The sequence below is a fragment of the Pseudomonas sp. K8 genome (genome assembly GCF_014889455.1).
In the GTDB taxonomy this organism is placed as follows: Bacteria; Pseudomonadota; Gammaproteobacteria; order Pseudomonadales; family Pseudomonadaceae; genus Aquipseudomonas; species Aquipseudomonas veronii.
Window position 1 is genome coordinate 1 of record NZ_VJWO01000007.1, and the last position, 22767, is coordinate 22767.

The 22767-nt window shown below is 62.9% G+C and carries 20 protein-coding genes and 1 pseudogene; 5 read left to right on the forward strand and 16 right to left on the reverse strand.

From position 1 onward, the window contains the following. Positions 1 to 436: 436 nt before the first annotated feature. From INT12_RS06955 to INT12_RS07010, 12 genes and pseudogenes are all read right to left on the reverse strand, one after another. Complete coding sequence (locus INT12_RS06955) at positions 437 to 742, reverse strand: YkgJ family cysteine cluster protein (protein WP_026139835.1); 306 nt, start codon at positions 740 to 742, stop codon at positions 437 to 439. A gap of 62 nt (positions 743 to 804) precedes the next feature. After that, a pseudogene (locus INT12_RS06960) lies at positions 805 to 882 on the reverse strand (DUF2878 domain-containing protein); the annotation flags it as partial. Continuing rightward, positions 875 to 2146: an SAM-dependent methyltransferase gene (locus tag INT12_RS06965; protein ID WP_017845512.1), complete on the reverse strand. Its 1272-nt coding sequence runs from the start codon at positions 2144 to 2146 to the stop codon at positions 875 to 877. The gene INT12_RS06965 and the pseudogene INT12_RS06960, both read right to left, overlap by 8 nt. Continuing rightward, positions 2133 to 2942 carry a DUF1365 domain-containing protein gene (locus tag INT12_RS06970; protein WP_193058798.1) on the reverse strand — a complete coding sequence of 270 codons (810 nt, stop codon included), beginning with the start codon at positions 2940 to 2942 and terminating at the stop codon, positions 2133 to 2135. The genes INT12_RS06965 and INT12_RS06970 overlap by 14 nt, the downstream gene beginning before the upstream one ends. Next, positions 2939 to 4186 (reverse strand): NAD(P)/FAD-dependent oxidoreductase, encoded by a 1248-nt coding sequence (locus INT12_RS06975; RefSeq protein ID WP_193040113.1) that lies wholly within the window; start codon positions 4184 to 4186, stop codon positions 2939 to 2941. The genes INT12_RS06970 and INT12_RS06975 overlap by 4 nt, the downstream gene beginning before the upstream one ends. Then, positions 4183 to 4965: an SDR family NAD(P)-dependent oxidoreductase gene (locus tag INT12_RS06980; protein ID WP_046384752.1), complete on the reverse strand. Its 783-nt coding sequence runs from the start codon at positions 4963 to 4965 to the stop codon at positions 4183 to 4185. The genes INT12_RS06975 and INT12_RS06980 overlap by 4 nt, the downstream gene beginning before the upstream one ends. After that, positions 4962 to 5384: a nuclear transport factor 2 family protein gene (locus tag INT12_RS06985; protein ID WP_017845508.1), complete on the reverse strand. Its 423-nt coding sequence runs from the start codon at positions 5382 to 5384 to the stop codon at positions 4962 to 4964. The genes INT12_RS06980 and INT12_RS06985 overlap by 4 nt, the downstream gene beginning before the upstream one ends. Beyond that, positions 5377 to 6822: a deoxyribodipyrimidine photo-lyase gene (phrB, locus tag INT12_RS06990; RefSeq protein ID WP_193040112.1), complete on the reverse strand. Its 1446-nt coding sequence runs from the start codon at positions 6820 to 6822 to the stop codon at positions 5377 to 5379. Before phrB ends, INT12_RS06985 begins: the two co-directional genes overlap by 8 nt. Further along, positions 6823 to 7752 (reverse strand): MerR family transcriptional regulator, encoded by a 930-nt coding sequence (locus tag INT12_RS06995; protein ID WP_017845506.1) that lies wholly within the window; start codon positions 7750 to 7752, stop codon positions 6823 to 6825. 15 nt (positions 7753 to 7767) lie between these two features. Next, positions 7768 to 8733: a YbgA family protein gene (locus INT12_RS07000; RefSeq protein ID WP_017845505.1), complete on the reverse strand. Its 966-nt coding sequence runs from the start codon at positions 8731 to 8733 to the stop codon at positions 7768 to 7770. 112 nt (positions 8734 to 8845) lie between these two features. Then, entirely contained in the window at positions 8846 to 9061 is a 216-nt protein-coding gene (locus INT12_RS07005) for a TIGR02450 family Trp-rich protein (protein WP_193040111.1), read from the reverse strand. Further along, positions 9061 to 10044: an NAD(P)/FAD-dependent oxidoreductase gene (locus INT12_RS07010; protein WP_057005761.1), complete on the reverse strand. Its 984-nt coding sequence runs from the start codon at positions 10042 to 10044 to the stop codon at positions 9061 to 9063. Before INT12_RS07010 ends, INT12_RS07005 begins: the two co-directional genes overlap by 1 nt. Before the next feature lie 211 nt (positions 10045 to 10255). On the opposite strand from INT12_RS07010, the gene INT12_RS07015 reads away from it, so the two are divergent. Further along, positions 10256 to 11155: a TIGR01777 family oxidoreductase gene (locus INT12_RS07015; protein WP_193040110.1), complete on the forward strand. Its 900-nt coding sequence runs from the start codon at positions 10256 to 10258 to the stop codon at positions 11153 to 11155. 14 nt (positions 11156 to 11169) lie between these two features. Then, positions 11170 to 12195, forward strand: a complete 1026-nt coding sequence (gene hemH / locus INT12_RS07020; protein WP_017845501.1) for a ferrochelatase — start codon at positions 11170 to 11172, stop codon at positions 12193 to 12195. Between the two features lie 101 nt (positions 12196 to 12296). On the opposite strand, the gene INT12_RS07025 is transcribed toward hemH, so the two are convergent. Continuing rightward, positions 12297 to 14393 (reverse strand): TonB-dependent siderophore receptor, encoded by a 2097-nt coding sequence (locus INT12_RS07025; RefSeq protein WP_193058799.1) that lies wholly within the window; start codon positions 14391 to 14393, stop codon positions 12297 to 12299. 114 nt (positions 14394 to 14507) lie between these two features. Next, on the reverse strand, positions 14508 to 15662 hold the full coding sequence (algW, locus tag INT12_RS07030; RefSeq protein ID WP_017845499.1) for a Do family serine endopeptidase AlgW: 1155 nt from the start codon (positions 15660 to 15662) through the stop codon (positions 14508 to 14510). Positions 15663 to 15764: 102 nt separating this feature from the next. On the opposite strand from algW, the gene INT12_RS07035 reads away from it, so the two are divergent. From INT12_RS07035 to cysN, 3 genes are all read left to right on the forward strand, one after another. Beyond that, positions 15765 to 16523, forward strand: a complete 759-nt coding sequence (locus tag INT12_RS07035; RefSeq protein ID WP_102617163.1) for a Nif3-like dinuclear metal center hexameric protein — start codon at positions 15765 to 15767, stop codon at positions 16521 to 16523. 180 nt (positions 16524 to 16703) lie between these two features. Then, a complete protein-coding gene (gene cysD / locus INT12_RS07040) occupies positions 16704 to 17621 on the forward strand; it encodes a sulfate adenylyltransferase subunit CysD (RefSeq protein ID WP_010565604.1) in 918 nt (305 codons plus the stop codon). A 9-nt stretch (positions 17622 to 17630) separates the two neighbouring features. Next, complete coding sequence (cysN, locus tag INT12_RS07045) at positions 17631 to 19529, forward strand: sulfate adenylyltransferase subunit CysN (RefSeq protein ID WP_104903965.1); 1899 nt, start codon at positions 17631 to 17633, stop codon at positions 19527 to 19529. 178 nt (positions 19530 to 19707) lie between these two features. Here the strand turns inward: cysN and INT12_RS07050 are convergent, their stop codons facing one another. Then, positions 19708 to 20607: an acyltransferase gene (locus INT12_RS07050; protein ID WP_017845496.1), complete on the reverse strand. Its 900-nt coding sequence runs from the start codon at positions 20605 to 20607 to the stop codon at positions 19708 to 19710. Then, positions 20608 to 22707 carry a phosphate acetyltransferase gene (gene pta, locus INT12_RS07055; RefSeq protein ID WP_017845495.1) on the reverse strand — a complete coding sequence of 700 codons (2100 nt, stop codon included), beginning with the start codon at positions 22705 to 22707 and terminating at the stop codon, positions 20608 to 20610. Positions 22708 to 22767 lie beyond the last annotated feature (60 nt).

The following is a 22767-nucleotide window of genomic DNA, read 5'->3' on the forward strand; positions in this document are numbered from 1 at the left end:
TGTGGGACATGTACCTATGTAACTATCCACTGGGTAGGCTAGACAGCGGTGCAAGCCGGCTGTCCAGCACCCAGAAACGTAAAGGATGTCCCCGGTCTCGTTTGTAAAGGATGTCTCCGTCTGTACACCCCGATAGCGCAGTGTCAGTCGCAGAATTTGCCAACTGACCCACTGCTATCGGGGGCAAGCCCCCTCCCACATTGAGATATTTGTCGGTCTGAGATCAGCGGTAAGCGGTCGCGAATCCGTTCGCGTTCGGTGGCATCGAAAACTACTCGTTGCACTACACGATGCCGCTGTAACTTCAGAACCCTGCAAAACCCTGTGGGAGGGGGCTTGCCCCCGATAGCGGAGTGTCAGCCGCAGAATTTGCCAACTGACCCACTGCTATCGGGGGCAAGCCCCCTCCCACATTGAGATATTCGTCGGCCTGAGATCAGCGGTAAGCGGTCGCAATCCCTTCGCGTTCGGTCAGGCATTCCGGCGCGCCCATCTCGAATTCCCGGCAGATCAGCGGCCGACGCGTATAAATCGTACACATCATCGTGTCCCGGTCCAGCGCTGCGCACCAGCCGTCGTCCAGGCGCAGCATGACTTCGCCGCCCCAATCGTCGGTGTCGATATAGCGCTCGGGCACGCCCGTGTCGGTGATCAGCATGACTTCCAGCTGGCAGCAGCAGGCCGCGCACGTCGAGCAGGTGACGGCGGGGGTGGTGATTTGGGTGTGGGGGATGTTGGTCATAGGCACGCAGTGTAAGGCAAGCGGGTGACACAGGTGTGAAAGGGCTGACAGACGTTAGCGTGCCAGGTGCTGTCGCCGCCCAACACGCAGGCAAACCAGCCGCATTGGAACAGCGCGGCATTCGCCAGCGGTTTAAGCACTGAAACGCCCAAGCAACGGCGGGTTGATGGCTGCCGGCTTGGCCAGCAGCAACTGCGCGGTGCCGATGGTACGCTCCATAAAGCCGCCTTCGCAGTAGCACAGGTAAAACTCCCACAACCGCAGGAAGTATTCGTCGTAGCCCAATTCCATGAGGCGGCCGTGGGCGCGGCGAAAGTTCTCATGCCACAGGCGCAGGGTTCGCGCGTAATGCAGGCCGAAATCTTCCATGTGCAGCAGGTTCATGTCGGTGTCGCGGCTGATGATCTGCAGCATGTTCTGCACACAGGGCAAGGCGCCGCCGGGGAAGATATAGCGCTGGATGAAGTCGACGCTGTTCTTGGCCTGTTCAAAGCGTTGCTCACGGATGGTAATGGCTTGCAGCAGCATCAGCCCATCGCTCTTGAGCAGGCGCGCGCACTGTTTGAAGTAGGTCGGCAGGAAGCGATGGCCCACCGCTTCGATCATTTCGATGGACACCAGCTTGTCGTATTGGCCGCTCAGGTCGCGGTAGTCCTGCAACAGCAGCGTCACCTGGTCTTGCAGCCCCATGGCGGCGATGCGTTGCTGGGTGTAGACAAACTGTTCCCTGGACAAGGTCGTGGTGGTGACTTTGCAGCCATAGTGCCGCGCCGCGTACAACGCCATGCTGCCCCAGCCGGTGCCGATCTCCAGCAGATGGTCGGTGGGTTTAAGCGCGAGTTTCTGGCAGATGCGTTCCAGCTTGTTCAGTTGCGCCTGTTCCAGGGTGTCTTCGGCGCTCAGGAACTGCGCCGCCGAATACATCATGGTCGGGTCGAGGAATTCTTCGAACAGGTCGTTGCCCAGGTCATAGTGGGCGGCGATGTTCTTCTGCGAACCCTTGCGCGTATTGCGGTTGAGCCAATGCAAGCCTTGGGTGAACGGCCGCGCCAGCTTGGCCAGGCCGCCCTCCAGCGCGTCGAGCACCTCCAGGTTGCTGACCATCACACGCACCACGGCGGTCAGGTCCGGGCTGCTCCAATAACCGTGGATAAACGCTTCGCCCGCACCGATCGAGCCGTTGGCCGCCACCAGGCCCCACACCGCCGAATCGAGGATCTGGATCTCGCCCAGCAGGTGCGCTTCGCGGGCGCCGAACACTTGGCGTTCGCCGTCCTCGATCAGCACCAGTTGGCCGTGGCGCAATTGGCTGAGTTGCCGCAGCACGGCCTTGCGCAGCAGTGCGGTGGTCACGCCGTTGACGTTCAGGCGGTTGGCCTTGACCGATAAGCTAGGGGATTTCATGGCGGCGATCCTTGGTGTACCCGACGGCGGTGCGAGAGGCGCCATCGGCGGCCTGATGGGGAAAAATCGGTGTGCGTTTGAGCAACAGGCGCAGGGCCTGCCAATAGATCGCCAGGCAGGTCTTGGCGGTCATCCACGGAAAGCGCCACAGATAGCGGTGTAGGCTGGCACGGCTGAGGGCTTCGCGCTGCAGGCTCAAGGTGGCGTCGAAGACTTTCCGATCGCCCTGCCAGTCGGCCATGTGGACCCCAAGCCTGGCGGCGGGCGGGCTGAAGCTCATGCGGTATTCCAGGTCGGGCGGCAGGAACGGCGATACATGAAACGCCTTGGCCACGGCGAAGTGCTGATGCTCGTCGGCGCCCAGCGCCAGGGCCGGCAGCACGTAGTGATAGCGCTCGCGCCATGGGGTGTTGGTCACTTCACACAGGATCGCGGCCAACTGTCCGTCGGCCTCGAAGCAGTAGAAGAAACTCACCGGGTTAAACGCCAGGCCCCAACTGCGGGCCTGAGTCAGTAGGCAGATAGCGCCCTGGGGTGTACGCCCCAGCGCCTTGCCGACTTGCTGGCGCACGGCATCGCTCAGGCTCATGCCGTGACGGGTGAATTCACGCAGGTAATCCTGCTGGCGAAAGCCGAAGGCGGCCAGGCGACCTGCGCCGGCCAGGGGCGACAGCCCGAGCACTGCGTCCTGTTCGCTCAAGTCCAGGTACAGCAAGCCGATGCGGTAGCGAAACGCGTGGGCCTTGGGCGCAAACCGGCGATGGGCGATCCAGCCGCTGTACAAGGCGCTGTTCACAGGGCTTCTCCAAACGCCTGGGCCACGCGCAAGGCGCTGATCACGCCGTCTTCGTGGAAGCCGTTGGCCCAATAGGCGCCGCAATAATAGGTATGCTGCGCACCGTTCAACTCTTCCCAACGCGCTTGTGCGGCCACGGCCGCCAGGCTGTATTGCGGGTGGGCATAGGTGTAGCGGGCGAGGATCTTCAGCGGGTTGATCATCGATGTCTGGTTGAGGCTGACGCAAAAGGTCGTGGCGCTGTCGATGCCTTGCAGGATGTTCATGTCATAGGTCACCGCCGCCTGGCTCTGCGCATTGCCGCTGAGCCGGTAGTTCCAGCTGGCCCAGGCCAGTTTGCGGTCTGGCAGCAGGCGCGTGTCGGTGTGCAGCACCACGTCGTTGTCGGCGTAGGGCAGGGCGCCGAGGATCTGCTGCTCGGCACTGCTCGGGTCGCCCAGCAGGGCCAGCGCCTGGTCGCTGTGGCAGGCGAACACCACTTTGTCGAAGGCTTCGGTGCCCGCGGCGCTGTGGATCGTCACGCCCTGTGCATCGCGCTCGACTCGATGCACGGGGCAATCGAGGCGAATCCGTTCACGAAAGCCGCGGGTCAGCGGTTCGATGTAGCGGCTTGAGCCGCCCTCGATCACGCACCATTGCGGGCGGTTGCTCACCGACAGCAAGCCGTGGTTCTTGAAGAAGCGCACAAAGAACTGCAAGGGGAAACCGAGCATGTCCGCCAGGGACATCGACCAGATCGCAGCGCCCATCGGCACGATGTAATGCCGGATGAATCGCGGGCCGTAGCCGCCGGCGTCGAGGTAGTCGCCCAGGGTCATGTCGGCACTGATGCGTTGCGCTTGCAGGTCCGCCGGCGCCTCGCGGTTGAAGCGCAGAATATCGCGCAACATGCCCCAGAACCCCGGCGACAACAGATTGCGCCGCTGCGCAAATAGGCTGTTGAGGTTATTGCCGTTGTACTCGAACCCGCTGCGGCGGTCGCACACCGAAAAGCTCATCTCGGTGGGTTTGAACTTCACGCCGACCTGACCCAGCAGGCGGATGAAGTTGGGGTAGGTCCAGTCGTTGAATACGATAAAGCCGGTGTCCACCGCATAGCTTTTACCCTCGACGGTGACGTTGACCGTGTGGGTATGCCCGCCGATGCGATCGCCCGCTTCGAACAGGGTGATGTCGTGGCGACGGCTGAGCAGGTAGGCGCTGGTCAGCCCGGCAATGCCGCTGCCGATAATCGCGATCTTCACAGGTCGTCCTTTTTCGGTGGCGGGCTGCGCAGCATGCGTTTGCCGATGATCAGTTGCGCGCGATTCGGCAGTTTCGACAACGGCCACAGGGTGGCGATGAACATCGCCGGGAAGGCGATTTCCAGTGGGCGTTTGTCCAGCTTGGCGAAGATATGCCGGGCCGCCTTGTCGGCAGACCAGGCCAGGGGCATCGGGAAGTCATTGCGCTCGGTCAGCGGGGTGTCGACAAAGCCCGGGCTGATCACGGTGACGTCGATGTTTTCCGGCGACAGGCTGATGCGCAGGGATTCGAACAGGTAGCGCAAACCGGCCTTGGACGCGCCATAGGCTTCGGCGCGCGGCATCGGCAGGTAGGTCACGGCGCTGGCCACGCCCACCAGGTGCGGTGCGCGCCCGGCGCGCAACAGTGGCAGTGCGGCTTCGATGCAATAACTGCTGGCGAGCAGGTTGGTGCGTACCACGTGTTCGACGATCGACGCGTCGAATTGCTTGGCATCGACATATTCACAGGTGCCGGCATTGAGGATCACGGTGTCCAGCGACCCCCAGACCTGGGCGATGTGTTCGCCGATTTCGCGCACTGTCTGGCTGTTGGTCAAGTCGCCCGCCACGACCAGCACTTGGCCGGGAAAGCGTTGGGCGAGCGCTTGCAGCGGGCCTTTGGAGCGCGAGCTGAGGGCCACGTGGGCGCCGCTGTTGAGCAGCTCCACGGCGAGGGAGGCGCCGATGCCACTGCTGGCGCCGGTCAGCCAATAACGACGGGGCGGTGTGAGGTTCATCCGACTCTCCTTTTCAGCCAACTGATCACACGGCCGAACACCGGCAAGTGTTCGTAAAGCATTGCGCCGGCATCGAAATAATCCCGATGGCGGTACACCTTGTCGCGCCACATCAGGTGCGAGCAGCCTTCCACTCGGATCACCTTGCCCTTGGCCAGGCGCGGGTGGCAAAAGCTCATTTTCCAGCGCAGGTAACCTTCGCCTTCAGCCACCTGGTCGAAGCCGTGGAAGTCGAAGCGCAACTGGCTGACATTACCGTACAACTGCGCGAAATAGTGGTGCAGCGGCGTGAGCCCGTGGACCTCGTGCAGCGGGTCGGTGAAGACGATGTCCTTGCTGTACAGGCTGTCGAGCAGGTGCAGGTTGTGCTTGTCCAGAGTGGCGAAGGCCTGGGCGAAGCGGCGCAGGAAGTCACTCATGTTCGGCTCCGACGGCCTGGCGCGACGGCAGGCTGCGGAATGCCGCCAATGCACGTTCGCGGGAGTGTTTCAGGTCGACGATCGAGCGCGGGTAGTCGGCCACGCCGAACAGGCCGCCGGCGGCCTGCGGGTCGTGTACGTCGTTTTTATTCAGCGTCGCCAGTTGCGGCAGCCAGTGCTTGATGAATACGCCGTCGCGGTCGAATTTCTGCGACTGGCTCAGCGGGCTGAAAATCCGGAAATACGGCGCCGAATCGGTGCCGGTGGAGGCGCTCCACTGCCAGCCGCCATTGTTGGCTGCCAGGTCGCCGTCGATCAGGTGGCGCATGAAAAAGCGCTCGCCTTCGCGCCAGTCGATCAGCAGGTTCTTGGTCAGGAACATCGCCACCACCATGCGCAGGCGGTTGTGCATCCAGCCGGTTTCCAGCAGTTGGCGCATGGCCGCGTCGATGATCGGCAAACCGGTGCGCGCCTGCTGCCAGGCGGCGAAGTCGTTGGGCGCGTCGCGCCAAGCCACCGCCTCGGTTTCGGGGCGGAAGGCGCGGTGACGGGACACCCGCGGGTAGCCCACCAGGATGTGCTTGTAGAACTCGCGCCAGAGCAGTTCGTTGACCCAGGTGATCGTGCCGATATCGCCGCTTTCGAACTCGCCCTGGTTGCGCTGCAGCGCGGCATGCAGGCACTGGCGCGGCGAAACCACGCCCGCCGCGAGGTACGCCGACAGCTGGCTGGTGCCGGGCTTGGCCGGGAAGTCGCGCTCATCCTTGTAATAGCTGATCTGCTGCGCGGCGAATGCGTCGAGGCGGCGGCGCGCTTCGTCTTCACCGGCGGGCCAGAGGGCGCGCAACGTTTCGCTCGGCGTTTCGAAACCGTCGACCTGTTGCGGCACCGGGTCGCTGGTCAGCGCGAGGGCCGCTTGAGCCTTGGGCGTGGCCACCCGGCGCGGCAGGGCGCTGTGCAGGCGGGCGTAGCAGACTTTGCGGAACTGGCTGAACACCTGGAAGTAGGTGCCGGTCTTGGTCAGCACGCTGCCGGGCTGGAAAAACAATTGGTCCAGGTAACGGTGGAAGCTCACGCCGTCGGCTTCCAAAGCCTTGGCCACCGCCGCATCGCGACGGCTTTCGTGGATGCCGTATTCCTCGTTGACGTGGACCGACTCGACCGATAGCTCACGGCACAGTTGGCCGAGTACGGCGGGCGCCTGGTCCCAGGTCGCGGCGCGGCGGATCAGCAAGGGAATATTCAGCGCGCCGAGGGCCTGGCTCAAGTGCTGCAGGTTGCGCAGCCAGAAGTCGACTTTGCACGGCGCATCATCGTGGGCCAGCCATTGCTGCGGGGTGATCAGGTACACGGCCGCCACCGGGCCGCGCTGGCTCGCGGCGGTCAGGGCGGTGTTGTCATGCAGGCGCAGGTCGGTGCGCAGCCAGATCAAGTGCATTTAAACGAGTCCATGCTGGATCAGTATCTGGTGAGCCGACAATGGGTCTTCGGCGACGAACAATTCAGGGGTGTCGCCAGCTAATGCCGTCAGCTCGGCCTGGTGGATGCATACCGTTGGTCCGACGATCAACTTTGGGCAAGCGATGCCGCCCAGAAGTTTTGCGAGTGCCGACAAATGGAGCGCCTGGCTGGAATACAGCAGCACCGCCCGCGGTTGCAGGTGTTCCACGGCCAGCGCCAGTTCACCGGTCGGCAGCGGCCAGTCGAAGACTTCCACCGGGCAGTCGGCGCTGCTGGCCAGCCAGGCGCTGAGCCACAGGTGCGGTGCCAGGGGCAGGTCGGAATGATTCACCAGCAGCAGCGGTGCGCCGTGCAACTGGCGATTGTTGTGATAGATCCGCGCGCCGAACTTGCTGCGCAACCAGGACAGGAAGAACACCCGTTCCATCTGCGCGCCGAATTGGCCCTGCCAGCGTTGCTCCAGTTCGCGGAGCAGCGGCAGCAGCAGTTGTTCGCACAGGGTGCGCGGCGGGTAGAGCGCCATGGCCTGGTTGAAGGCATCGTCGACCCGGCGTTCGGCCAGCTCGCTGATGGCCTGCACCAGGGTCTGGCGCAGGGTGTGCCATTCGTTTTCGACGGCGTCGGGAGCGACGTGCGCGGAGTCGATCAGGTTTTTCACCTGGCTGACCGGCACGCCGCGATTGAGCCAGGTGAGGATGGTGTGGATGCGTTGCACATGGTCGTGGCTGAACAGCCGGTGGCCCTTGGGCGTGCGCTGCGGCACGATCAGGCCATAGCGGCGTTCCCAGGCGCGCAGGGTCACGGCGTTGACGCCGGTCTGGCGCGCCACTTCACGGATCGGCAGCCAGCCGTCCTCGAGGGCTTGGGCGATATCTTCGCCGGGTTCGTCTTGCAAGGCTGCGGTCATGAGGTTTTTCATGGTTCAGATCGCATTGCGCAGGCTGAGATTTTCCGGGTGTGGCTGCAAGTAAGCCTGCTGCGCGATGTAGCGGTCCGGGTGGAGGCGAAAGTGGTGCTTGAGCAAGGTCAGCGGTACCACCAGCGGCACGATGCCTTGGCGGTATTGGCCGATCACGGTTTGCATTTCCTGTTTGTCGTCGGCGCTGATGGCCTGCTTGAGGTAACCGCTGATGTGTTGCAGCACATTGGTGTGGGTGCCGCGGGTGGCGCACTTTTTCAAGCCGCTCATCAGCGCGCTGAAATAGCCGCTGCCCAATGCGTCGAGGTCCTCGCCCTTGGCCATGCCGCCGAGCAGGTTGCCGAGGCTTTTGTAATGCGCCGGGCTGTGGGCCATCAGCAGGTATTTGTAGCGCGCGTGAAAGGCCAGCAGGCGATGGCGGCTCAGGCCTTCGCCGAGCAATTGTTGCCAGCTGGCGTAGACGAAGACGCGGGTCAGGAAGTTTTCCCGCAGCACCGGGTCATTCAGGCGGCCGTCTTCTTCCACAGGCAGGTTGGGGTGGCGCGCGCAAAAGGCTTGGGCATAGATGCCACGCCCGCCGCCGTCCACCGGTGCGCCGTTTTCACGGTAGACCTTGACCCGTTCCAGGCCGCAGGACGGCGATTTCTGCATGAAGATATAGCCGCACAGGTCGCTGTGCTCGGCGGCCATTTTTTCGCCGTATTCACCCAGCGGCGCGGTGACGTTCAGCTCGCGATGCACGCTGCCCACGGCTTGAGGGGACGCGGCATCGCCCACCAGGCGAATGGTCTCCCGGGGAATGCCCAGGCCGATCGCCACTTCCGGGCACAACGGCACAAAGTCGAAGTATGCAGCGAGCACCTCGCTGCAGAGTTGCGATTGCTTGTGGCCGCCGTTGAAACGGACGTTCTCGCCCAGCAGGCAGGCGCTGATGCCAATCTTCGGCTTGAAGGACGGGGTGCTGGACATGGGCAAACCTCTGCAAGATTCCTGTACAAGCGTAAAAGCATGTACAGCTAAATCTCATCATAGGTTTGATGCTGTACAAGTCAAATGGTTTGTACAAGTATTTGTGCGAGGGCTATTTCCAGCCGATTCGCCAGTCCTCGGCGCTTTGCAGGGTTTGCCAGGGCAGGCGCTCACCGCGCCGGGTCATGACGGCTTGCAGCTCGATGTCGAGCACGTTGCCTTCTTCATCACAAAACAGTTCGGTGACCAGGAAGTGTCTTTCCTTGTTGCGCGGGTGTGCTGCTGTCCACTTCGACAGCAGCAATTTAGCGGGGTTTATGCGGTTCATTACAGGTGCTCGATCAAGCGTCGCGCGGCTTCCTGGCCACTGAGCCAGGCGCCTTCCACGCGGCCCGACAGGCACCAGTCGCCACAGACGTACAAGCCCAGGTCGGCGTCGGCCAGCACGCCGAATTCATGGGCGCTGGACGGTCGTGCGTAGAGCCAGCGGTGCGCCAGGCTGAACGAAGGCGCGGGCATGGCGCTGTGCAGCAGTTCGGCGAAGGCGCCGTGCAGGTGTTCGATCACTGCTTCTTTGGGCAGGTCCAGATGTTCTTTGCTCCAGGCGCTGGTGGCGTGCAGCACCCAGGTGTCGAGGACGGTGTCGCGCCCCGGTTTGCTGCGGTTGCGGGCCAGCCAGTCGAGGGCGCTGTCTTGCACGAAGCAGCCTTCCATCGGGGTTTCCAGCGGCTTGTCGAAGGCCAGGGCAATGGCCCAGGTCGGGTCCATCTTCACGCCGGCGGCGGCACTTGCCAGCTTCGGTGCGGCGGCCAGCAGGGCGGTCGCTTGCGGGGCGGGCGTGGCGATGATGACGTGGCTGAACGGACCGTGGTTGCCGCCGTCGGCGTCCAGCAGGTTCCAGTGCCGTTTGCCTTGGAACACTTCGGTGATACGGCAGCTGAACTGCACCGGCAGGTCGTCAAGCAGGGCGCGGGTGATGGCGCTCATGCGCGGCGTGCCGACCCAGCGGATCTGTTCATCGGGGGAGGGCGTGAGTTCGCCGGACTTGAAGTTATACAGCTGCGGCTTCCATTGCTCGGCCCAGCCATTACTTTGCCAGCGCTGCACTTCGTTGACGAAGCGGCGGTCGCGGGCGGTGAAGTACTGCGCGCCCATGTCCAGTGCGCCGGCGTCGCTGCGCTTGCTGGACATGCGGCCACCACTGCCGCGGCTTTTATCGAAGAGTTGTACAACATGCCCGGCGTCTCGTAACGCTCGGGCGGCGGAGAGACCGGCGATGCCGGTGCCGATGATCGCGATGGGGACAGTCATGGGAGGCCTCGTTTTACCGTTGGGTACAGACTACGCCGACACCAATAGCTGTACAATATTGTTTTTTGGTATAAGTTTTGGCGTACCTGATCGTTTGGAGTGACCTATGGTTAAAGCTGAGGCTTAAATCAATGTCACGCCCGATTGCAAATGATCCCTGCTTATAAAATAGACCAGTGATCGGTGGCGAACGTTACATGAGGAAGATCCCATGCATATTTTGCTGACCGGCGGTACCGGCCTGATCGGCCGTCAACTCTGCCAACATTGGCTGGCGCAAGGGCATCGCCTGACGGTGTGGAGCCGTCGCCCTGAACAGGTCGCCCGGTTATGTGGCGATGCGGTGCGCGGTGTCGCCAGCCTGCAAGAGGTTATCGGCCCGGTGGACGCGGTCATTAATCTGGCCGGCGCGCCGATCGCCGATCGCCCCTGGACGCATAAACGCAAGGCGCTGCTGTGGAGCAGCCGCATCAGTCTGACCGAAACCCTGCTGGTGTGGCTGGAAGGCCTGGCGGAGAAACCGGCGGTGTTGATTTCCGGTTCTGCCGTGGGCTGGTACGGCGACGGCGGCGAGCGCGAACTGACCGAAGCCAGCGGCCCGGTGCAGGACGATTTCCCCAGCCAGTTGTGCGTCGCCTGGGAAGAAACCGCCCAGCGCGCCGAAGCCCTGGGCATTCGCGTGATGCTGGTGCGTACCGGGCTGGTGCTGGCGGCCGAGGGCGGCTTTTTGTCGCGGCTGTTGCTGCCGTTCAAGCTGGCACTGGGCGGGCCGATTGGGAATGGTCGGCAGTGGATGCCGTGGGTGCATATCCACGATCAAATCGCGCTGATAGATTTTCTTCTGCACCAGCACGACGCCCGCGGTCCCTATAATGCCTGCGCGCCGCACCCGGTGCGTAACCGCGAGTTTGCCAAGACGTTGGGCCAGGTGCTGCACCGCCCGGCGTTCATGCCCATGCCGGCCTTCGTGTTGAAGGTGGGGTTGGGCGAGTTGTCCGGTTTGTTGCTGGGCGGCCAGAAAGCTTTGCCCGAACGCCTGTTGGCGGCCGGTTTCACTTTCCAGTTCACTGAGTTGAAGGCGGCCTTGGACGACTTGTCCAGCCGCCTCTAGAGATAGGATGTTGCATGACGGATCACGCGTTGTTACTGGTCAACCTGGGGTCACCGGCGTCTACTTCGGTGGCCGATGTGCGCAGCTACCTCAATCAGTTCCTGATGGACCCTTACGTGATCGACCTGCCGTGGCCGGTGCGGCGCTTGCTGGTGTCGCTGATCCTGATCAAGCGTCCCGAGCAGTCGGCCCATGCCTATGCCTCGATCTGGTGGGAGGAAGGCTCGCCGCTGGTGGTGCTCAGCCAGCGCCTGCAGCAGAAAATGACTGCGCAGTGGACCCAGGGTCCGGTGGAGCTGGCGATGCGTTATGGCGAGCCGTCCCTTGAAACGACCCTGACGCGCCTGGCCGCCCAGGGGGTTCAGAAAATCACCCTGGCGCCGTTGTACCCGCAGTTCGCCGACAGCACCGTGACCACGGTGATTGAAGAAGCCCAGCGGGTGGTGCGCGACAAGAAGCTCAAAGTGCAGTTCTCGATCCTGCAACCGTTCTACGATCAGCCGGAGTACCTCGATGCGCTGGCGGCGAGCGTGCGGCCTTACGTGGCGCAGGAGTACGACCACCTGCTCCTGAGTTTCCACGGCCTGCCCGAGCGCCATTTGACCAAGCTCGACCCTACCGGCGCGCATTGCTTCAAGGATGCCGATTGCTGCCGCAACGCTTCGCCGCAGGTGCTTGCCACGTGTTACCGCGCGCAGTGCTTCAGCGTCGCCCGCAATTTTGCCGAACGCATGGGGCTGCCGGACGGTAAATGGTCGGTGGCATTCCAGTCGCGCCTGGGCCGGGCGAAGTGGATCGAACCCTACACCGAGGCACGCCTGGAAGCGTTGGCCCAGCAAGGCGTGAAAAAGCTGCTGGTGATGTGCCCGGCGTTCGTGGCCGACTGCATCGAGACGCTGGAAGAGATCGGCGACCGTGGCCGGGAGCAATTCCGCGCAGCGGGCGGCGAGGAGTTGGTGCTGGTGCCGTGCTTGAATGACAGCGAGCAGTGGGCGGTGGCGCTTAACACCCTGTGCGAGCGGGCCCCCGTGGCACTGTAATGTGGGAAGGGGCTTGCTCCCGATAGCGGTTTGCCAGTCACTGGGTGAGGTGACTGTTGTAGCGCTATCGGGGGCAAGCCCCTCCCACAGGTTTGACCGTGTTACAGGTTGAGGGTCAGGCTGACCGTGAAGTTGCGCGGTTCACCGGGGCTGACCCAGTAATTGCTGTAGGCGCGTTCGTAGTACTTTTCATCAAACAGGTTGTTAAGGTTCAAACCCACGGTGACGTTGTCGGTGGCTTTGTAATGCGCCAGCAGGTCCACGGTGTGATAAGCGGGGAGTTCGAAGCTGCCGCCGGCTTCACCGGAGCGATCACCGACATAGGTGAACGCCGCGCCCACGTCTGAACCGCGCAACGTGCCGTCCTGGAATTCATACACGCCCAACAGGCTGCCGCTGCGCTTGGCCACGCCGAGAATGCGGCTGCCGGTGGGGATGGCTTTATCGCCCTTGGTCACTTCGGCATCGATGTAGGCGAACGCGCCGATCACGCGCACCGCCTCGCTCAGTTGCCCGCTCAGTTGCAGGTCAAACCCTTGGCTGCGTGCCTTGCCCATGGCGCGTTGGGTGTCGGTGGCGGGGTCCACGGCCAGCACGTTTTCCTTCTCGATGTGGAACGCGGCGAGGGTGGCGCTGAGGCGCTCGTCGAACAGCTCGCTCTTGATCCCCACTTCATACCCCACGCCCTCTTCAGGCTTGAAGGATTGGCCGCCAGCGTCCAGGCCGTTGTTCGGCTTGAATGAGGTCGAGGCGTTGGCGAACACCCCGACTTCAGGTGTGAGCTGATAGAGCAGGCCGGCGCGCTGGGTCAGGGCGTCGTGGGTCTGGCGGCTCTTGGCGTGATCGCGGGTGAAGTCGTCGGTGTATTGCTCGAAGTGCTCGAAGCGCGCGCCGAACATGCCGCGCAGGCGTTCGGTGAAGACGATCTGGTCTTGCAGGTTCAGTGCCTGGCTTTTTACCTGTTCGGAGAAGTCAGTGCCGGAGCGCTCGCCATCGGGTTTGGGCTGGCCGTAGACCGGGTTGTAGATGTCGATCGCGTAGGGGCTACCGGCGATGGCGGTCACGCGTTCCTTCTTGCGGTAATCCTCGTACTCGGTGCCGATCAGCAGCTCGTGTTGCCAACGACCGATGTCGAACAGACCGCGCAGTTCCAGTTGGGTGATGCTGTCGTGCCAACCCATGGAGCGTTCGCGGTAGCGGCGGTTGACGGTGTGGCCGTCGCTGTTCAGCGCGCGGTTTTCCGAAGCGTCGCCCCACAGGCTGCCTTGTTTGTAATGGCTGGCCAGGCGCAGGGCCCACGTGTCGTTGAGGTGATGTTCGAGGGTGGCCTGGAGGCGGTTGTTGTGGTTGTTGATGTCGCCGTCGTTGGGCTCGCCGAGGAAGGTGGAGCGCGACATGCCGCGCGGCGCGACGATGCCGCGGTCGAAGGTGGAGCGGTGGCGCACGAATTCGCTTTCCACCAGCAGGTGCGTGTCGGGGGCCAGTTGCCAGCTGAAGGACGGCGCGACGAACACCCGCTTGGCGTCTACGTGATCGCGGAAACTATGGTTGTCTTCCACCGCCAGATTGACCCGCGTCAGCAGCTGCCCTTCGCTGTCGAGCGGGGTGTTCACGTCCAGCGCGGTGCGATAGCGGTCCCAACTGCCGGCGCTGGTTTGCAGGGTGGTGAACGCGTCGGGCTGGGGTTTCTTGGTGACGATATTCACCGTGCCGCCGGGATCGCCACGCCCGTACAGGCTGGCGGCGGGGCCTTTGAGCACTTCGATGCGTTCGAGATTGGCGGCATCCGGCGTGCTCGGGTAACCGCGGTTGGCGCTGAAGCCGTCCTGGTAGAACTCCGACGTAGTGAAGCCGCGCACGCTGTATTCGTAGAGGGTGAGGCCGCCGAAGTTGTTCTGCTTGGAGACGCCGCCGGCAAATTCCAGGGCGCGTTCCACGTCGGTGCTGCCCAGGTCCTTGAGCACGTTGGCGGGAATCACGCTGATGGATTGCGGGATGTCGCGCAGCGCGGTGTCGGTCTTGGTTGCGCTGGCGGAGCGGGTGGCGCGATAGCCGTTGACCGGGCCGGTGGCGGATTCGTAGGCGTCGGTGGTGACGCTGATGGCGTCCAGTTCAATGCGGGTGTCTTCGGCGCAGGCGGGGTCCAGCAGCAAACCCAAGGCCAGGCCGGCCAAGGGGGGAAACGTGCGAGGCGACATGATAGAGCGTTCCAATAGCGATATTGAAACAATATAACATGTCATTATGTCGGCGATTCGGTTCTGAAATATGTGCTTACAGGTGCCCGCGAACGGGCACCCGGAGGGCGCGGGTTATTCCTCTTCCGTCACCGGCGCGGGCGGTGGGCGCAGGCCGATTTCCGCCGTCAGGTTGAGCTCTTTACCGTTGCGCATCACCTGGATCGTGACCTTGTCGGTCGGTTTGATCCGCGCCACTTGGTTCATCGACTTGCGGCCATCACCGGCCGGTTCGCCGTCGATGCTGAGGATCACATCGCCCAGTTGCAGGCCGGCCTTTTGCGCCGGGCCATCGCGGAAGATCCCGGCGACCACGATGCCCGGGCGCCCGGTCAGGCCAAACGACTCGGCCAGTTCCTTGCTCAGCGGCTGCACTTCGATCCCCAGCCAGCCACGGATCACCTGGCCGTGCTCGATGATCGACTTCATCACTTCCATCGCCAGCTTGACCGGGATCGCAAAACCGATGCCCTGGGAGCCGCCGGACTTGGAGAAAATCGCCGTGTTGATGCCGGTCAGGTTGCCGTTGGCATCCACCAGCGCGCCGCCGGAGTTGCCCGGGTTGATCGCGGCGTCGGTCTGGATGAAGTCTTCGTAGCTGTTGAGGCCCAACTGGTTACGCCCGGTGGCGCTGATGATGCCCATGGTGACCGTCTGGCCGACGCCGAACGGGTTGCCGATGGCCAGCGCGACATCGCCGACCCGCAGCCCTTCGGAGCGGCCGATGGTGATCGCGGGCAGGTTTTTCAGGTCGATCTTCAACACCGCGAGGTCGGTTTCCGGGTCGCTGCCGACCACGCGGGCCAGGGTTTCGCGGCCGTCGCGCAGGGCTACCACAATCTGGTCGGCGCCGGTGGTCACGTGGTTGTTGGTGAGGATGTAGCCTTCCGGGCTCATGATCACCCCGGACCCCAGGCTGGATTCCATGCGTCGCTGCTTGGGGCTGTTGTCGCCGAAATAGCGGCGGAACTGCGGGTCTTCGAACAGCGGGTGCGCCGGCTTGTTGACGACCTTGGTGGTGTACAGGTTGACCACCGCAGGGGCGGCGATGACCACGGCGTCGGCGTAGGTCACCGGGCCTTGCACCATCGTATTGGTTTGCGGGGCCTGTTGCAGGTTCACATCAAGGCTCGGTAAGCCCACCCACTGGGGGTAACGCTGAATAATCATCATCGCGATCAGCACGCCAGCCAGCAATGGCCATCCAAAAAAACGCAGTGCCTTGAGCATCAAGTAAGTCCTGACAGGTTGCAGGGGGCGGGGGAGCGCCCATAATGTCGCGCATTATACGAGGCTGCGAGCGCCTCGGAACGGGATATTTAGGAGTCTTTTATGGCCGTTGCTTTGAGCACCCTCGTCGAGGAAGCGGACCGCTACCTTGGCAGCGCAAAAATTGCCGATTACTGCCCCAACGGCCTGCAGGTCGAGGGGCGCCCGCAGGTGATGCGTATCGTCAGCGGCGTCACCGCCAGCCAGGCATTGCTGGACGCCGCCGTCGAGGCCCAGGCCGACCTGGTGCTGGTCCACCACGGTTATTTCTGGAAGGGCGAGAACCCGTGCATCACCGGCATGAAGCAGCGCCGCCTGAAGACCCTGCTCAAGCACGACATCAGCCTGCTGGCCTACCACTTGCCGCTGGACTTGCACGCCGAGGTCGGCAACAACGTACAGCTTGCTCGGCAGTTGGACATCACCGTCGAAGGCCCGCTGGACCCGGCCGACCTCAAGATCGTCGGGCTGGTCGGCTCTCTCGCCGAGCCGCTGTCGCCGCGTGACTTCGCCCACCGCGTGCAGAGCGTGTTGGGGCGCGAGCCGCTGCTGATCGAAGGCAGCGAGATGATCCGCCGCGTCGGCTGGTGTACCGGCGGTGGCCAGGGTTACATCGATCAGGCGATTGCGGCCAGCGTCGACCTGTACCTGAGCGGCGAAGCCTCCGAACAGACCTTCCACAGCGCCCGCGAAAACGACATCAGCTTTATCGCCGCCGGCCATCACGCCACCGAGCGTTACGGTGTGCAGGCGTTGGGCGATTACCTGGCGCGGCGTTTCGCCCTGGAGCATTTGTTCATCGATTGTCCCAACCCGATCTAACGCACACCACCCTCCCACATTTGGGAGGGTTCGGCCGCCCATCGCCGCCAAACCTCGGGGCATATCCATATACCGTTTCGATCTAGTCGGCGCCCTGAATAGAAGCAGGTGCTGTGCTAGCATGCCTCGCTCGAACACGGCCCGCTGGCCGTCCATAAGATCGTTTTTCCGTGAGTAGCCATGGTCGACAAACTGACGCATCTGAAACAGCTGGAGGCGGAAAGCATCCACATCATCCGCGAGGTCGCCGCCGAGTTCGACAACCCGGTGATGCTCTACTCGATCGGTAAAGACTCCGCCGTGATGCTGCACCTGGCACGCAAGGCGTTCTTCCCGGGCAAGCTGCCGTTCCCGGTGATGCACGTCGACACCCAGTGGAAATTCCAGGAGATGTACACGTTCCGCGACCGCATGGTTGAAGAACTGGGCCTGGACCTGATCACCCACGTCAACCCGGACGGTGTGGCGCAGGGCATCAACCCGTTCACCCACGGCAGCGCCAAGCACACCGACATCATGAAGACCGAAGGCCTCAAGCAGGCCCTGGACAAGTATGGTTTCGACGCAGCCTTCGGCGGTGCCCGTCGCGATGAAGAGAAATCCCGTGCCAAAGAGCGCGTGTACTCGTTCCGCGACAGCAAGCACCGCTGGGACCCGAAAAACCAGCGCCCGGAGCTGTGGAACGTCTATAACGGCAACGTCAACAAGGGCGAGTCGATCCGTGTGTTCCCGCTGTCCAACTGGACCGAACTGGACATCTGGCAATACATCTACCTGGAAGGCATCCCGATCGTGCCGCTGTACTTCGCTGCAGAGCGCGATGTGATCGAGAAGAACGGCACGTTGATCATGATCGACGACGACCGCATCCTCGAGCACTTGTCCGACGAAGACAAAGCCCGCATCGTCAAAAAGAAAGTCCGTTTCCGTACCCTTGGCTGCTACCCGTTGACGGGCGCGGTGGAGTCTGAAGCGGAGACGCTGACGGACATCATTCAGGAAATGCTCCTGACGCGAACTTCCGAGCGCCAGGGCCGGGTCATCGACCACGATGGTGCCGGCTCGATGGAAGATAAAAAACGTCAAGGCTATTTCTAAGGGGTTGTCATGTCGCATCAATCTGATTTGATCAGCGAGGACATCCTCGCCTACCTGGGCCAGCACGAGCGCAAGGAAATGTTGCGCTTCCTGACCTGCGGCAACGTCGACGACGGCAAGAGCACCCTGATCGGGCGCCTGCTGCACGACTCCAAGATGATCTACGAAGATCACCTGGAAGCCATCACCCGCGATTCGAAGAAGGTCGGCACCACCGGTGACGACATCGACCTGGCGTTGCTGGTCGACGGCCTGCAGGCCGAGCGCGAGCAAGGCATCACCATCGATGTCGCCTACCGCTACTTCTCCACCGCCAAGCGTAAATTCATCATCGCCGACACCCCCGGCCATGAGCAGTACACCCGCAACATGGCTACCGGTGCGTCCACCTGTGACCTGGCGATCATCCTGGTCGACGCGCGCTACGGCGTGCAGACCCAGACCCGTCGCCACAGCTTCATTGCCTCGTTGCTGGGCATCAAGCACATCGTGGTCGCCATCAACAAGATGGACCTCAACGGTTTCGACGAAGGCGTATTCGAGCAGATCAAGGCGGACTACCTGAAGTTCGCCGACGGTATCGCCTTCAAGCCGAGCACCATGGCGTTCGTGCCGATGTCGGCGCTCAAGGGCGACAACGTGGTGAACAAGAGCGAGCGTTCGCCGTGGTACACCGGCCAGTCGCTGATGGAGATCCTCGAGACCGTCGAGATCGCCAACGACCGCAACTACACCGACCTGCGTTTCCCGGTGCAGTACGTCAACCGTCCGAACCTGAACTTCCGCGGTTTCGCCGGCACCCTGGCCAGCGGCATCGTCCACAAGGGCGACGAAGTCGTGGTGCTGCCGTCGGGCAAGAGCAGCCGCGTCAAATCCATCGTCACCTTCGACGGTGAACTGGAACACGCCGGTCCCGGCCAGGCCGTGACCCTGACCATGGAAGACGAGATCGACATCTCCCGTGGCGACCTGCTGGTGCATGCCGACAACGTGCCGCAAGTGACCGACGCCTTCGACGCCATGCTGGTGTGGATGGCCGAAGAGCCGATGCTGCCGGGCAAGAAATACGACATCAAGCGCGCCACCAGCTACGTGCCGGGTTCCATCACCAGCATCGTGCATCGCGTGGACGTGAACACCCTGGCCGAAGGCCCGGCGAGTTCGCTGCAGTTGAACGAAATCGGCCGGGTCAAGGTCAGCCTCGACGCCGCCATCGCCCTGGACGGTTACGCGAGCAACCGCACCACCGGCGCGTTCATCGTCATCGACCGCTTGACCAATGGCACCGTGGCCGCGGGCATGATCATCGCGCCGCCGGTCAGCCACGGCAGCGTTGCGCAGCACGGCAAGTTGGCCCATGTGGCCACCGAAGAGCGCGCCCAGCGCTTCGGTCAGCAGCCGGCCACCGTGTTGTTCAGCGGCTTGTCGGGCGCCGGCAAAAGCACCCTGGCCTATGCGGTTGAACGCAAGTTGTTCGACATGGGCCGCGCGGTGTTTGTACTGGATGGCCAGAACCTGCGCCACGACCTGAACAAAGGCTTGCCGCAGGATCGCGTCGGGCGTACCGAGAACTGGCGTCGTGCGGCTCACGTCGCGCGCCAGTTCAACGAAGCCGGCCTGCTGACCCTGGCCGCGTTCGTTGCGCCGGATGCCGAAGGGCGTGAACAGGCCAAGGCACTGATCGGTGCCGACCGCTTGCTGACGGTCTACGTGCAGGCTTCGCCGCTGGTGTGCGCCGAGCGCGATCCACAAGGCTTGTACGCGGCCGGTGGGGATAACATCCCTGGCGAGTCCTTCCCCTACGACGTGCCGTTGAATGCCGATCTGGTGATCGACACCCAGGCCCTGTCGCTGGAAGACAGCGTCAAGCAAGTGCTGGAGTTGTTGCGTCAGCGCGGCGCGATCTAAACCTCGCCGCTACAAAAAAGCCCGCCACCGAGTGATCGGTGGCGGGCTTTTTCACATCCTCAAGATCGGGCTCGGTTGAATGTGGGAGGGGGCTTGCCCCCGATTGCAGAGTGTCAGTCAGAGCATCGGGTGACTGAACCACCGCTATCGGGGGCAAGCCCCCCCTCCCACCTTTTGATCAGTGGCGGCCTGGGTAGTCGGTGTGCAACTGTTCCAGCAGCGCATCCTTGTCTTCCCACAACCGGTTGATCCAGGCCTGGAACGCCAGCCGATACTCACTATCCTGCTCATAATTCTTGCCAATGAACTCGGCCGGAATCTGCACTTCTTCGAACTGCACCACCACGTCTTGCACATTCCCACACAACAAGTCCCAGTAGCCTGGGCGCCCGGCGGGGTAGTGGATGGTCACATTGACCAACGACTTGAGCTGCTCACCCATGGCATCCAGCACAAACGCGATACCGCCAGCCTTGGGCTTGAGCAGGTAGCGAAACGGCGACTTCTGCTGCGCATGCTTGCCGACGGTAAACCGCGTGCCTTCGGCAAAGTTGAAAATGCCCACAGGGTTGGCGCGAAACTTCGCGCAGGTCTTGCGGGTGGTTTCCAGGTCCTTGCCTTTCTTCTCCGGGTGTTTTTCCAGGTAGGCCTTGGAGTAGCGCTTCATGAACGGAAAGCCCAACGCCCACCAGGCCAGGCCAATCACCGGCACCCAGATCAGTTCCTGCTTGAGAAAGAACTTCAGCGGGCGAATCCGGCGATTGAGCACGTATTGCAGGACCATGATGTCGACCCAGCTCTGGTGGTTGCTGGTCACCAGATAAGAGTGCTGGTAGTCCAGCCCTTCCAGGCCTTTGAGGTGCCAGCGGGTGCGCCGTACCAGGTTCATCCACGCCTTGTTGTTGCTGATCCAGGCTTCATGGGTGTGGTTCATCAGCCATTCGCTGAAACGTTTGGCGAACGGCAGGGCCTTGAACAGTGCGACGATGAACAGGAACGAACACAGCAGGATCGTGTTCAGCGCCAGCAGCAACGACGCGATTACCCCGCGCACGGCGGCAGGTAGAAAATCCAGCATTTAGATATCCATAGGTCGGTTGGCGGCTTGAATCGCGGTCAGGGCGATGGTGTACACAATGTCGTCGACCTGGGCGCCGCGCGGCAGGTCGTTCACCGGTTTGCGCAGGCCCTGGAGCATCGGCCCGAGGCTGACGCAATCGGCGCTGCGTTGTACCGCCTTGTGGGTAGTGTTGCCGGTGTTCAGGTCGGGGAACACGAAGACCGTGGCCTTGCCCGCCACCAGGCTGTTGGGCGCCAGTTGCCGGGCGACGGTTTCGTTGGCGGCGGCATCGTATTGCAACGGGCCGTCGATCAGCAGCGAACTTTGCTGTTCATGGGCGAGCAGGGTGGCTTCGCGGACTTTTTCCACCTCTTCGCCGCTGGCCGACTCACCGCTGGAATAGCTGATCATCGCCACCCGCGGGGTGATACCGAACGCGGCCGCCGAGTCGGCGCTCTGCAGGGCGATTTCCGCCAGTTCGACGGCGCTCGGGTGTGGGTTCATCACACAGTCGCCGTACACCAGCACCTGTTCGGGGAACAGCATGAAGAACACCGACGACACCAGGGTGCAGCCCGGCGCGGTCTTGATCAGTTGCAGGGCCGGGCGGATGGTGTTCGCGGTGGAGTGGATAACGCCGGAGACCAGGCCGTCGACTTCATCCAGGGCGAGCATCATGGTCGCGATCACCACGGTGTCTTCGAGCTGCTGTTCGGCCATCGGCGCGTTGAGGCTCTTGCTTTTGCGCAACGCGACCATCGGTTCGACATAACGCTCGCGGATCAGGTCCGGGTCGAGAATCTCCAGGCCTTCGGGCAATTCGATGCCCTGGGCGCGGGCGACCGCTTCGACGTCCGCCGGCTTGGCCAGCAACACGCAGCGGGCAATGCCGCGGGCCTGGCAGATCGCGGCGGCTTGCACGGTCAACGGCTCGCTGCCTTCGGGCAGGACGATGCGCTTGTTGGCGGCCTGGGCGCGTTGGATCAACTGGTAGCGGAATACCGCCGGAGACAGGCGCATCTCCCGTGGCGTGCCGCAGCGTTGGTGCAGCCAGCGCGCATCGAGGTGGCTGGCGACGAAATCGGTGATGATCTCGGCCCGCTCACGGTCATCGATGGGAATTTCCTTGTTCAGGTTGTTGAGCAGGTTCGCTGTCTCGTAGGAACCGGTACTCACCGACAGCACCGGCAGCCCGGCCTGGAACGCGCCTCGGCAGAGGTCCATGATGCGCGGGTCGGGCAGGGTGTCGCTGGTCAGCAGCAGGCCGGCCAGGGGCACGCCGTTGATCGCCGCCAGGCTGACGGCGAGGATGATGTCGTCGCGGTCACCCGGTGTCACCACCAGCACGCCCGGCTTGAGCAGTTCCACGGTGTTGCGCATGGTGCGGGCGCAGATGATGATCTTGGTCATGCGCCGGGTTTCGTAATCCCCGGCGTTGAGGATCTGCGCGCTCATCAGGTCGGCGACGTCACGGGTGCGCGGCGCGTTGAGTTCGGGCTGGAAAGGAATGCAGCCGAGCAGGCGGAAATCCCCGCTGCGCAGCAACGGCGAATGCTCCTTGAGGCGCGCCGAGAAGGCCTCCATGCTTTCATCGGTGCGTACCTTGTTGAGGATCACGCCGAGCACTTTCGGGTCCTTCGGGCCGCCGAACAGTTGGGCCTGCAGCTCCACGCGGCCGGAGAGTTCGGTGAGCACTTCGTTTTCCGGCGCCGAGACCAGGATCACTTCCGCGTCCAGGCTCTTGGCCAGATGCAGGTTGACCCGCGCCGCATAGCTGGCGCTGCGGGTCGGCACCATGCCTTCGACGATCAGCACGTCCTTGCCCACGGCGGCCTGCTGATACAGCGTGATGATTTCTTCGAGCAACTCGTCGAGCTGGCCGTCGCCGAGCATCCGCTCGACATGGGCCAGGCCCAGGGGCTGCGGCGGTTTGAGGCCGTGGGTGCGCGCGACCAGCTCGGTGGAGCGTTCGGGGCCGGTGTCGCCGGGGTGCGGCTGGGCAATCGGTTTGAAGAAGCCGACTTTCAACCCGGCACGTTCAAGGGTGCGGACCAGCCCAAGGCTGATGGAGGTCAGACCCACACCAAAATCGGTGGGCGCGATAAAAAAAGTCTGCATGCGAATTCTCTGGAGGTGCATGGCTTCGGTGGCGCTCTATGGTTGAGTGCCTACCGGGAA